The organism is Paenibacillus sp. 2RAB27 (assembly GCF_052115445.1).
GTDB lineage: Bacteria > Bacillota > Bacilli > Paenibacillales > NBRC-103111 > Paenibacillus_E.
In genome coordinates this window covers 199,285-212,067 of the sequence record NZ_JBFRGR010000007.1, presented here as the reverse complement: position 1 = coordinate 212,067, position 12,783 = coordinate 199,285, and the positions used below count along the sequence as shown (strand labels likewise).

The 12,783-nt window shown below is 45.8% G+C and carries 10 protein-coding genes; 3 read left to right on the top strand and 7 right to left on the bottom strand.

All coding sequences use genetic code 11. The features are described from left to right. Positions 1-224 precede the first annotated feature (224 nt). The 6 genes from AB4114_RS13310 to ilvB all read right to left on the bottom strand — a co-directional run bounded on the left by AB4114_RS13310 (position 225) and on the right by ilvB (position 7,875). The gene (locus AB4114_RS13310) at positions 225-1,052 is read right to left on the bottom strand and encodes a VanW family protein (RefSeq protein WP_441988892.1); all 828 of its coding nucleotides are present in this window, start codon (positions 1,050-1,052) and stop codon (positions 225-227) included. Positions 1,053-1,504: 452 nt separating this feature from the next. Next, complete coding sequence (locus tag AB4114_RS13305) at positions 1,505-2,701, bottom strand: aminotransferase-like domain-containing protein (RefSeq protein ID WP_441988891.1); 1,197 nt, start codon at positions 2,699-2,701, stop codon at positions 1,505-1,507. Between the two features lie 95 nt (positions 2,702-2,796). Then, positions 2,797-4,344 (bottom strand): 2-isopropylmalate synthase, encoded by a 1,548-nt coding sequence (locus tag AB4114_RS13300; protein WP_441988890.1) that lies wholly within the window; start codon positions 4,342-4,344, stop codon positions 2,797-2,799. Positions 4,345-4,505: 161 nt separating this feature from the next. Further along, positions 4,506-5,498 (bottom strand): ketol-acid reductoisomerase, encoded by a 993-nt coding sequence (gene ilvC, locus AB4114_RS13295; protein WP_056609110.1) that lies wholly within the window; start codon positions 5,496-5,498, stop codon positions 4,506-4,508. 146 nt (positions 5,499-5,644) lie between these two features. Further along, the gene (ilvN, locus tag AB4114_RS13290) at positions 5,645-6,133 is read right to left on the bottom strand and encodes an acetolactate synthase small subunit (protein WP_171631212.1); all 489 of its coding nucleotides are present in this window, start codon (positions 6,131-6,133) and stop codon (positions 5,645-5,647) included. After that, the gene (ilvB, locus tag AB4114_RS13285; RefSeq protein ID WP_441988889.1) at positions 6,130-7,875 is read right to left on the bottom strand and encodes a biosynthetic-type acetolactate synthase large subunit; all 1,746 of its coding nucleotides are present in this window, start codon (positions 7,873-7,875) and stop codon (positions 6,130-6,132) included. Before ilvB ends, ilvN begins: the two co-directional genes overlap by 4 nt. Before the next feature lie 520 nt (positions 7,876-8,395). Between ilvB and AB4114_RS13280 the strand changes: the two genes are divergently transcribed. From AB4114_RS13280 to AB4114_RS13270, 3 genes are read left to right on the top strand one after another with little or no spacing between them, the layout of a single operon-like run. Then, positions 8,396-9,922 carry a spore germination protein gene (locus AB4114_RS13280; protein ID WP_441988888.1) on the top strand — a complete coding sequence of 509 codons (1,527 nt, stop codon included), beginning with the start codon at positions 8,396-8,398 and terminating at the stop codon, positions 9,920-9,922. Between the two features lie 42 nt (positions 9,923-9,964). Beyond that, a complete protein-coding gene (locus AB4114_RS13275; protein ID WP_441988887.1) occupies positions 9,965-11,185 on the top strand; it encodes a Ger(x)C family spore germination protein in 1,221 nt (406 codons plus the stop codon). Positions 11,186-11,210: 25 nt separating this feature from the next. Beyond that, positions 11,211-12,317 (top strand): GerAB/ArcD/ProY family transporter, encoded by a 1,107-nt coding sequence (locus AB4114_RS13270; RefSeq protein WP_441988886.1) that lies wholly within the window; start codon positions 11,211-11,213, stop codon positions 12,315-12,317. A gap of 63 nt (positions 12,318-12,380) precedes the next feature. On the opposite strand, the gene rplT is transcribed toward AB4114_RS13270, so the two are convergent. Further along, the gene (gene rplT, locus AB4114_RS13265; RefSeq protein ID WP_028553998.1) at positions 12,381-12,740 is read right to left on the bottom strand and encodes a 50S ribosomal protein L20; all 360 of its coding nucleotides are present in this window, start codon (positions 12,738-12,740) and stop codon (positions 12,381-12,383) included. Between the last annotated feature and the right edge of the window lie 43 nt (positions 12,741-12,783).

The following is a 12,783-nucleotide window of genomic DNA, read 5'->3' as shown; positions in this document are numbered from 1 at the left end:
CTTTTAACCATCTCCGAATCAACAACCTGCTTGCACCTCCAATCCGATATGACATGTACACCATATTTTGCCACATTCAGGAAAATTTATTCGTCAACACAAACAAAAATACCCTTCTTACCTTGTGGCAAGAAAGGGCATGTGCGTAGCTTGGTTTTACAATCATGAAAATGAAGAGATCACCATTTGTGTATAATTTCACCATAAATTTAATTTAGAATTCATCAATTTCTATTGCCATCTCCGGCTGTCAACAAAGGGTCATACATCATAATCGCATGGTTATCCGTCACCCATTCATCCCTTAAGAGCTGCCCTTCTCGATTCTTCACCCTTCGATGAATTTCATTATGACGAACATATCCACCCCAGTACTCTCGTGTGATTCTGTGGCTCTTCTCATATATTTCATAGCTATGAAGATGGGGACTACGTGCACGCCATTCACCAACTAAATGGGTATCCGAAACATGGATCATCAGCTGATACGGTTCTTGTGTCTCGTTCCGAATTTGCAAATCCAAGTAATTATAATAACACGTTGCCCCGCTCCCAAAAGGTTGAGATCTCCCTGCATCTGGAAATACATCATAACTGTGACGATACCTTTCCGTTATCGTAAGCGGCGTATGCAGCGTCATCCAATAGATCAAATTCGAAAGCTGGCATAAACCCCCGCCAACACCTGTCTTCACCTTTCCGTGAAAGAGCACCATGCCATCAACATACCCCTTCCTACGGGGTGTACTGCCAATCAAGCGCCAATAGGAAAAAGTCTCACCAGGCTGGATAATCACGCCATTCAACTGCTTCGAAGCAATTTTCAAATTGATAACCTTATTATGCTGAAGCCACATATCTACATCTTTCAACTGTCTTAGAAGCGGTGTACGGTGCGTGAAAGCTCGTTGAGGGAGCATGTCGCTCTGTTTATGAGTAGCGTACTTTTTGTCATCGAATATCCAGGCCAAATATCGTTTCAAACGATACGCTTTGATCCCGAGATAAATTCTAGCACGGCTACGGTGGATCGGTTTTAAGGGTTTACTCATCCGATGAAAGTCCCCTTTCTCATATCCTCTTCCCATCTTAATTTCTAAATAATCCCAAGTCAACGGACCAAAACCGTCTTCTAGCTTAATCACTCCATTATACCTACGGTAAAGTGTTAAAAAATGGTAGTGAAGCACACGCCGCTTTTCTAGTCAGCCTTTGCTGATGCTAGGGAGCGGCTTCTTTATTTTCTTGAAAAGGGGGGAGATTGGATTTGTCAGTATTTGATACTTCTTATGAGGCATTCATTCAGGAGCATTATTTCTGTCCCCCATATTCTATTTAAACGAAAATAGCGTTATGCCATCATTCTATTTCACTTGAAAGTGTTCTAGAAACCAGAATAACGCTATCGTATGGCGCTATTTCCCCTTTTCTGACCACGCCCGCGGCCGCCTCGCTGCGCCACAAAAAACACCCAAAGCCAACGGCCTTGGGTGCTGCATCTCTTTTAAGCATTTTGCAAATAAGATTCCATCGCTTTTGCGAGCTTTTTCATGCCTAGAACAGTCGTTTCTTTATCTGTGTGCGTGTAGTTCAAGCGCATTGTGTTGTACTGTGGATTTTCCGCGTAGAACGTAGCGCCGGGAACAAAGGCAACGCCTTCTTTGACCGCGATTTTCAACAAATCCGCTGCGTTAATTTGCTCAGGAAGCTCTACCCAAATGAACATGCCGCCCTTTGGCTCTTCCCATTTCAGACCAGGCCAGTTCAGCTCCTTGAGCAGTCCTGACATGAACTTCATCCGATCCAGATACTGTTCACGGATTAAGGAAATATGCGCGTCCAGATCAAAATGCTCAAGCAAGTGATACAGCGTTTGCTGATCAATCGTACTGGAGTGCAGATCCGCGGATTGCTTGAAGCGTGCAACTTGACGAATCAGCGACTCGTCCCCCATCACCCAACCTGTACGGAAAGCAGGAGCTACGGTTTTGGAGAAGGTGCTCGTGTAAACAACGTTTCCACCCTCAGCTTTTCCACCTAATGAGTAGACAGTCGGATAACTTTCGCTCTCGTCAAACTGGATTTCCCCGTATGGGTCATCTTCCAGAATGAGGACATCCGCGCCGCGGCAAATATCCAGCAACCCTTGACGACGTTCCAAGCTCCATGCACGACCCGCAGGGTTCGAGAAGGTTGGAATAACGTAGACCATTTTCGGATTATGCTTCGCAATTTTAGCCGCTAAATCCTCCATGATCATCCCGTCGCTATCGCTGTCAACGGAATAAATCTTCGCGCCTTTGGCTTGGAACACTTGGATCGCGGCCAAATACGTCGGACTTTCAACGAGAATGACATCACCTTCATCAATATACACGCGTGTCAAAAGGTCAATTGCTTGCTGCGAACCTGTCGTCAGCAGCATCTCGTCTGGTGTAACCAGCATGTTCTTCGCTGCCATTCGCTTGCATAGGGATTCACGCAAAGGCTTGTAGCCCTCTGTTAACCCGTATTGCAGCGCAGACTTCCCGCCGCCAACAACTCTCGTGAACGCATCGCTAACCGCGTCTAATGGAAAAAACTCTTCAGCAGGCAATCCGCCAGCAAAGGAAATAATCGAGCTCCCTTGAGTTAGCTTAAGAATTTCTCTTACAGCTGACGATGAGAAGCCTTCCAACGATTTCGAAAATCGATATTTCATACAGGGACGCATCCTTTCGCATTTGTAGAAAGCACCCCTCCTCGAATCGTGGAGGTGAGGTGCTTATCCGGGTTGCCATGAAAGCTAAGAGATTATTATATTAACGTAACGTTGCTTCTGTTGCTTGTTGGGTTTTTGCGTTTCTCAATCAGTCTGTTCACAGCGTCTAGGTAGGCCTTCGCGCTTGCTTCCAGAATATCCGTAGAAATACCGCGCCCTTGAACGGAAATCGTGTCCTGTTTCAGAACAACATGAACTTCACCAAGCGCATCTTTCCCGTGGGAAACGGATTTGATGGAATAGTCGTCAAGCTCCACGTTTTCCTTCGTCGCTTTATCAATCGCGTTGTAAATCGCGTCAACGGAACCGTTACCTACCGCGCTCTCAGTTACTTCACTGCCATCTTGGAAGCGAACGTGGACTGTTGCGGTTGGTGTCATTTGGTTGCCGTAGGCAACTTGAAGCGTACCAAGCGCGAAAATTTCCGGTGTCTCGATCAATTTTTCTTCGATCAAAGCACGAATATCTTCATCTTCTACTTGCTTCTTGCGATCTGCCAAATCCTTAAACTTGGCAAAAGCCACGTTTACTTGCTCGTCGCCGAGCTCGTAGCCGAGATCAATCAACTTCTCACGGAATGCGTGGCGACCGGAGTGTTTGCCCATAACGAGCTTACTTTCCTTCACACCGATTGTTTCCGGAGACATAATCTCGTACGTTGTTTTCTCTTTGAGCATGCCATCCTGATGGATGCCGGACTCATGCGCGAAGGCGTTAGCGCCAACAATCGCCTTGTTGCCTGGAACCACCATGCCAGTCAGCTTGCTGACTAGACGGCTGGTGCGGTAGATCTCGTTCAGCACAAGTGAAGTCTTCGCTTGGTAGAAGTCTTGGCGTGTTTCCAACGCCATGACAACTTCTTCGATCGAGGTGTTCCCTGCGCGCTCACCAATTCCATTGATTGTGCCTTCGATTTGGTCGGCACCGTTCAGAACAGCAGCGAGCGCGTTCGCAGTCGCCATGCCTAAGTCGTCATGGCAGTGCGCACTCAATTGAATTTTCTCAATGCCTGGGACTGTTTCTTTCAGCATTTTGAAAATATTACCATAGTCATACGGTGTCATATAACCGACTGTATCTGGAATATTCACGACAGAAGCGCCAGCGCGAATCGCCATGCTTGTTACTTCCGCGATAAAGTCCAGCTCCGTACGTCCTGCATCTTCGAGTGAGAACTCAATTTTGCTGAAATACTTCTTCGCATATTTAATCGCAGCTTCAGCCGTTTCCAGCACTTGGTGCTTCTCCATACGCAGCTTATGCTGACGGTGAATCGGAGACGTAGCAAGGAAAAGATGAATGCATGGATCTTGTGCACCTTGAAGGGCTTCACGCACAGCCTCGATATCATTCTCTCTTGCACGGGACAAGCCGATAACAGAAGCGTTCTTAATCGCTCTAGCGACCGCATTCACACCAGCCAAGTCCCCAGGGGATGCCGCAGGAAAACCAGCCTCCATACGATCCACACCAAGCTTCTCTAGCTGCAAGGCGATCTCAACCTTCTCCTGAGTGTTCAGGTTCACACCTGGTGACTGCTCACCATCACGAAGGGTAGTATCAAAAATGTAAATTTTACGCACCGTGTCACCTCCTAAAAGTTTTCGATAGAAAACTTGCTTCGCAAGCATTTGCTAAGATATTTTTTCTAAGTCGTTATAGTATTCACAGGGAGCAATTGGGAAATTCTCCTCAATCACTCCCTGTGGAATGTACAGCCTATAAAATTCAATAATGCCTAAGATTATTTTTTGATCCAGTGCATCATTTCACGCAATTGTCCGCCAACAACCTCGATTGGGTGTTGAGCTTCGTTACGACGCGTTGCGTTCATGAAAGCGAAGTTGGATTGGTTTTCCAAGATGAAATCGCGAGCGAATTTACCTTGTTGGATGTCGGAAAGAACTTCTTTCATCGCTTTTTTCGTTTCAGCAGTGATGATACGAGGACCTGTTACATAGTCACCGTACTCAGCTGTGTTGGAGATGGAACTACGCATGGAAGCAAGTCCACCTTCGTACATCATATCAACGATCAATTTCAATTCGTGCAAGCACTCGAAGTAAGCCATTTCTGGTGCATAACCCGCTTCAACCAATGTTTCGAAACCAGCTTTAACTAGCTCAGAAGCACCGCCACAAAGAACTGCTTGCTCACCGAACAAATCAGTTTCTGTTTCTTCACGGAAAGAAGTTTCGATAACGCCTGCACGTGTACAGCCGATACCTTTTGCATATGCAAGACCGATTGCTTTTGCATTGCCAGTCGCATCTTTCTCGATTGCGATCAAGCCAGGTACACCAAAACCTTCAACGTACGTACGACGTACCATGTGACCAGGGGATTTAGGAGCTACCAAGAATACATCTGTACCTTCAGGAGCAACGATTTGTCCGAAATGGATGTTAAATCCGTGGGAGAACATGATAGCTGCGCCTTTTTTCATGTTCGGTTGAATGGACTCACGGTAAACGCGAGCTTGTGTTTCATCCGGCATTAGAATTTGGATAACATCAGCGCGACGTGCTGCTTCTTCTACAGATACAACTTCGAAACCATCGTTTTTAGCTGCGTTCCATGAACGGCCTTCACGAAGTCCGATAATAACGTTCAACCCGCTGTCACGCAAGTTTTGTGCTTGTGCGTGCCCTTGGGAACCATAACCAACAACCGCAATCGTTTTACCTTTAAGTACCGCTAAGTCTGCATCTTTTTCATAGTAAGTAGTAACTGCCATTCGAATAAATCCTCCTTTGATATAATGAATCCGTTTTGTCTACCCCTTGAGTGGGTGTTTCAACGATTTACCGTGGTACTTCGCTGAAACCCCCACTCAAGGAGATGTTATTGCTGGTAGAAAACTTGGCTTTTCTTGGTAAAAATTTATTTAACCGAACCGCGAATCATCGCAGTAACGCCCGTACGGGAAAGCTCACGAATGCCATAAGGACGAAGCAATTCGACCATAGCATCTATTTTATCTGAATCTCCAACAACTTGCACGATCAATGAAGCTGGACCAATATCAACAACTGCCGCGCGGAACGTTTCCACAATTCCTAGAATTTCAGGACGCATAAGCGGTTCAGCATTTACTTTAATTAGTGCGAGTTCTCTAGCTACCATTGGGTTGGAGCTCAAGTCCACAACCTTGATAACGTCGATCAACTTGTACAATTGCTTGGAGATTTGCTCCAATGTGTTATCATCACCCGTGGTTACGATAACCATCCGGGAAAGTCCGTTTTCCTCGGACTCTCCTACAGTGATGCTCTCAATGTTAAAGCCACGGCGTCCAAACAAACCAGAAACACGTTGCAGGACACCAGGCTGATTGTTTACGAGTACGGAAACTGTATGTTTAGTTGTCATTCCGAATCCCCCATTAACATGTCACTAATTGTATCGCCCGCTTTAACCATTGGGAACACGTTCTCGCCCTTCGGTACGACGAAATCAATAACGACAGGCCCCGGTGTATCGAGGGCTTCCTGCCATACTCTTCTCGCTTCTTCTTTCGTCGTTGCGCGCAAGCCTTTTACGCCGTAAGCTTCTGCAAGCTTCACGAAATCAGGGCTTCCTGCCAAGTCGATGTGACTATAGCGATTCTCATAAATGATTTCTTGCCATTGGCGAACCATCCCAAGCACTTGGTTGTTGATAATAACAACTTTAACCGGAATGTTGTTGATCGCACAGATCGCAAGTTCTTGCGCACACATCTGAACGCCGCCGTCTCCATTGATGGAAACAACTAGTTTATCAGGGTTCCCCATTTGAGCGCCGATCGCCGAAGGGAATCCGAAGCCCATCGTTCCAAGTCCACCTGATGTTACTAGGGAACGAGGGTTTTTGAATTTATAGAACTGCGCAGCCCACATTTGATGCTGACCAACGTCCGTTGTAATGATCGCTTCACCTTTGGTTGTTTCGCTGATCATTTCAATAACGTATTGCGGTTTAAGCTCAGTTTCGGTTCCGCCGTATTTCAACGGGAACTTCTCTTTGCTTTCTTGCAGCTCAGCGATCCATGCAGCGTTATTCGCAGGCTTCGCTTTCGTATTCGCATACTCCAGAACGGCTTTCACATCACCAACGCATGGGATATCCGTCTTCACGTTCTTGCCGATTTCAGCTGGATCTACGTCGATATGAGCGATTACTTTTACCTTTGGAGCAAAACCATTCAAATTCATCGTCACTCGATCATCGAATCGGGAACCGATAGAAATCAATAGATCTGCATTCTGGATCGCTGTATTCGCTGTAAACGTTCCATGCATCCCTGGCATACCGAGCCATAGCTCGTGTGCACTTGGGAAGCCGCTTAAGCCGAGCAAAGTCGTGGCTACTGGGATCCGTGTTTTATTAACAAATTCGATCAATTCATTGGAAGCATCCGCATAAACAACGCCGCCCCCTGCAATGATTACTGGACGTTCAGCCTCTTCGATGGCTTTGATCAGCTTATCAACTTGCAGCTTATTCGGTTGTACCGTAGGGTTGTAACCACGAATGCTTACATCCTTTGCAGCCTTAAATATCGTTTTATGAGCGGAGACATCCTTTGGTATGTCAATGAGAACCGGGCCCTTACGTCCTGAGTTCGCAATATGGAATGCTTCGTGAATGATACGCGGCAAGTCATTAACGTCTCTTACCAAGTAGCTGTGCTTCGTAATCGGCATTGTAATACCTGTAATGTCAGCCTCTTGGAAAGCATCCGTACCGATGAAGTTCGTTGCAACGTTACCTGTAATAACTACTAGAGGAACAGAATCCATATATGCTGTAGCGATACCTGTGACTAGATTCGTAGCCCCCGGTCCGGAAGTTGCGATACATACGCCAACTTTGCCAGTTGAACGAGCGTAGCCGTCAGCTGCGTGAATTGCGCCTTGCTCATGTCTAGTCAACAAGTGATTGAAATCATCAAAACCATGCATCGCATCATAGATGTACAATACAGCGCCGCCTGGATATCCAAAGACGCAGTCCACACCCTCCAGCAATAAGCTTCTTAGCAAAATCTCGGAGCCTGTAATCAGGTCTGGCTGCGTCAGCTTCTCAATTAGTTCTTCTTTAGAGCGTTTTGGTTCAGTTTGAACATTCATTGTGATCCTCCTCTCGAAAAGTCAATTCGTGTTATCGTCTACCATGCCATGAAAATAAGAAAAACCCCTATCATCCCGGACACGCACAAAACGTGTTCAACGGGACGAAAGGGGTTTAAGCTTCCGTGGTACCACCCAAATTTGCTATATGCCTCACAGCACATAACCTTAGCAGGAATGTTCATGAACGAACATTACCCTCAGCACGATAACGTGTGCTCTTCCGGTTCTCCCTACTACGTGCGAACAATCCACATGTTTCAGGAAAACAGCTCCGAGGTGACTTCGTACGTAAGGGATTAAGGCGATGGTTTCAGCAAGTCCAACGCTCTCTGCGCATAAGTGCCCTTATTACTTCTTCCTCTTCATAGCGATTCATTCATATGCTTCACCATATCAAATATGATTAAAGATTATTATATGCATCTGAAAGCCAATAGTCAATAGGTAGATCGAATAAAACAATGGAAAGTGAGAGAAGATAATACCAATTCTATGGAAAGTTCTGAGGAGGCCTACAATGAAAACGTCTCTGCAAGTCCCTTTCCCCATGACCACAAGCTTACAAGACAATGTTAACTGGGTGCTGCAAAAATTAGGACAAAGCTCGGATGTCCACTATCGTCCGCTCCAAGTTGGCATCTATCCCGATACGAACAGCATCGCTTTATTTTACATAGAAGGACTTGCCAATTACGACATCTTAAATGAACATATCTCTAAGCCGCTTCAAGCGACTCATGAGAATGAATCCTTCTGGCAGCAGGATGTATGCGTCCATGATTTGTTGTGCCAAGCAATTACACTCAGCGATCTATGCTTTAGTTCAGAAGGCAATGATGCTATCGCTGCACTACTCGGAGGCAACACCGTACTCATCGTAGACGGCTATAACGAAGCCATTATTGCAGGAACAGCAGGTGGGGAAAGAAGATCCATTGAGGAACCGCAAACACAAACCGTTGTCAGGGGGCCTAAAGAAGGCTTCACAGAGGACATTCGAACGAATACTTCTTTATTACGAAGAAAAATTAGATCACCTGATTTACGGTTCATTTCCATGCGTATCGGCCGATTTACCCAAACCGAAGTCGTACTTACGTATTTGGAGGGCATCGCTAACCCGGTTGTCGTTAAAGAAGCTTTGAGGCGATTAGAAAAAATCGATACCGATAGCATTCTCGAAAGCGGCTATATCGAAGAATATATCGAGGATGTCACCTACTCCCCTTTTCCAACCATTATGAACTCAGAAAGACCAGATGCGGTAGCAGCAGGTCTCTTGGAGGGACAAATTGCCATACTCGTGGACGGGACACCTTTTGTCTTGCAGGCACCGGTTACGTTTTTTCGGTTTTTACAGTCTAGTGAGGATTACTATCAACGTTTCGATATTGCGACGTTCATCCGTTTCATTCGGTATATGTCCTTCTTCGTCTCCATGTTGCTACCGTCTCTATATATTGCGATTACAACATTTCACCAGGAAATGCTTCCGACTACTCTGCTCATCAGCTTAGCTGCGCAGCGTGAAGGCGTTCCTTTTCCGGCGATTGTCGAGGCTTTTCTGATGGAAATTACGTTCGAGGTGCTTCGTGAAGCTGGTGTCCGCATGCCTCGTGTCATCGGTTCGGCCATCTCTATTGTTGGAGCTCTCGTGCTAGGACAGGCCTCTGTACAGGCGGGCTTAGTATCTGCAGCTATGGTCATTATCGTTTCGTTTACTGCGATCTCCAACTTCGTGACGCCTGCGCTGAATATGGCAGTAGCCGCACGATTGATACGATTTGGATTAATGCTTCTGGCGGGTACGTTCGGCTTATTCGGTATTTTGACAGGCTGTATGGCCATTCTTATTCATTTGGTCTCTCTTCGCTCCTTTGGTGTCCCCTATTTAACACCAGTGGCGCCTATGGTTCTCAGCAGACTAAATGATACCTTCATACGTATTCCTAGATGGTTAACGTTCCAGCGCCCGCTTAGCAAAGGGAATAGAACGAGACAAACCCGTTATGACAAGCCTTCTCCGCCTAAGGAAGATCAGTAGTAACTAGAAAGAAAGATATCCTGAGGGAGGTTATCGATCGACATGCGTAAACGTATTATGCGATATGTGATTGTTATCTCCCTCTGTTTGCTGCTGACKGGTTGCTGGGATCGGAGAGAACTAAATCAGTTGGCCATTACCTCCGCAACCGCCCTTGACTGGGACGGAAAGGAATGGACGGTTTCCTATCAGGTTGTTATTCCACAATCTATTGCAAACCCTAACACCGGCGGCAGTCCTGGCCAGCAGGCACCCGTTATGGTTTTCTCGACGAGCGGGGGGACGATTCGGGGTGCTGTACAGAAATCCAGTCGAGAAATGCCGCGTTCGCTTTTTTTCGCACACAATCGCGTCATTGTCATCGGTGAACAAGCCGCAAAACAAGGCATTTCACAATTATTGGATGTCTACTTGCGCAACTCAGATTCACGTGAAACGGTAAGCGTCTTGGTCACTGGCGGCGAAGGCAGAAAAATCCTTGAACAAATCATCCCCCTGGAAAAAGTTCCAGGAGCCGCTATCAAAAATATGATCCGCAACGAGGAGAACAACAGTTCAAATTACAACCAACTTATGCTGTATCAAATGATGATGAGCATGAGCAGCGACTCCCCTTTCACCCTAATTCCCGAAATCATAATCTCCGGGAAAGGAGAGAACACCTCGATTGCTGAGCTTAAGAATACCTCCTTCACCAACAAGTTGCGGTTGGGGAGAATGTCCATCTTCAAAAAAGATAAGCTCATTGGCTGGTTTACACCTGATGAAGAATATGGGATTAGTTGGATTCGAAATTCGATTAGTCGAACTACCTTATATTTTGGGTGTAAGGAGGACAAAAAGGATTACAAGGCCGCACTGCGCATTACGCATAGCAAGAGTAAGACGAAGCCCCTTCTATCCAATGACGGACATTTAATTATGCGTGTTGATGTCCAGGCTTCTGGCACCCTCGAAGAAAACGGCTGTCCGAATGATCCGACGCAGCCAGCAGATTTACAAACACTGGAGCAAGCTGCAAGCACCGAAATCACGAAGTTGATCACGGATGCTGTCCATTCCGCTATTCAGAAAAATGCAGATGTCTTCCTATTTGCAGATACGATTCATAAGCATCATCCGAAGATCTGGAAACAGGTTAAACCCATTTGGGATGAACAGTTTGCTAATCTGCAATTGGAAGCGAATGTGAATGTGAAAATCTCACGAATTGGTATGAGCGGCAAATCCTTCTTGGAGATAACCAATGAAAGCAGTGAGTGATTACTAGCGAAAGGAGGCTTCGCCAATGCCTGTTCAGATAACGAAATATCAGCTTTTTGTGATGATTATTCTCTTCGAAATCGGAAGTACACCGCTATTTGCATTAGGCAGTTCGGCGAAGCAGGACTCCTGGCTTGCCATGCTGGCTGCTGCGGTGGCCGGCTTCTTGCTCTTGCTCCTATTTCTTGCGATCCAAAGAAGGGCACCTGACCAAGATTTAATGGGACTGCTGAAAATCAGTTTCGGTACATGGATTGGCACCTGTATAGGGGTCACTTTTGCCATTTATTTTGCTTATGAGTCTATGAGAAATGTACGTGATTTCGGTGAAATCTCGAATCTCACCTTACTTAGCACAACACCTAAATACGTGACAATGTTCATCATTCTGCTATTAGCTTTCTATACCATCATCATGGGTGTGGATACCCTATTCCGAATGACAGAAGCACTTCTGCCAGTTGTCGTCATTAGCTATGGCTTCCTTATTTGTCTCATTAGCATTGCAGGGCTCATCCATCTCGACAATGTGCTTCCTGTTCTGGAGAATGGCTTAGCCCCAGTCCTGAAGGCCGCATTTCCGGATATTGTGTCCTTTCCTTTTGGACAGACCGTTATCTTTTTTATGATTTGGCATTTGTTTCCCGATCAACAAAAATTAAAGAAGCTCAGTCTCATCGCCTATAGCACGGTAGCCCTATTTTTAATTGCCATGAACGTGCTCAATATAACCATTTTAGGTACGACGCTCGTCGCCAACGCTACGTTGCCTTTTTTACAGACTGTGCAACTCATCGAGGTGGGAGACATCTTAGAACGCTTAGACGTGATGGTCACTTTACTGCTGTTTCTAGGCTTATTTGTGAAAATGACGACATTCTACTGGGGAGCAGTATATGCACTCACACATTTGTTTCCAGCTATTCATAAGCGTTACTGGCTTATGCTAGTGGGCCTGCTTATCTTTATCTCATCTTTTCTTGAATCGAACTATACCACCCACGTATGGCTTGGACTAAAGTTTAGCGTGAAAATTTACCCTTTGTTTCAAGTCTTGATCCCGATTGTTATGTTTATTGTGATGTTGGTACGTAGGATTTCTGTTAGGCAGCCCCCTGCTTCAGACGTGTAATTTCTCTTATAGGAAAATAAAAGAGCCTGCCCCCTGATGGGGACAAGCTCTTAAGCACATCGCTTACGCGTTTACTTTCGCTTTTGCAGCTGTTGCCAAATCGTTGAACGCTTTGGAATCATTCACAGCTAGGTCAGCCAAGATTTTACGGTTAACTTCGATACCAGCCAATTTAAGGCCGTGCATCAATTTGCTGTAGCTCAAGCCGTTTTGACGAGCGCCTGCATTGATACGAGTAATCCAAAGTCTACGGAAGTTACGTTTTGTTTGACGACGGTCACGGTATGCATATACCAATGACTTCATTACTTGCTCTTTAGCTGTTTTAAATAAACGGTGTTTGGAACCGAAATAACCTTTTGCTAATTTCAAAATTTTCTTACGACGGTGAGCGCGAATAAATCCGCCCTTGACTCTTGCCATTGTGAACTACCTCCTGGGATATATAAATGATGTTCGAATTTTA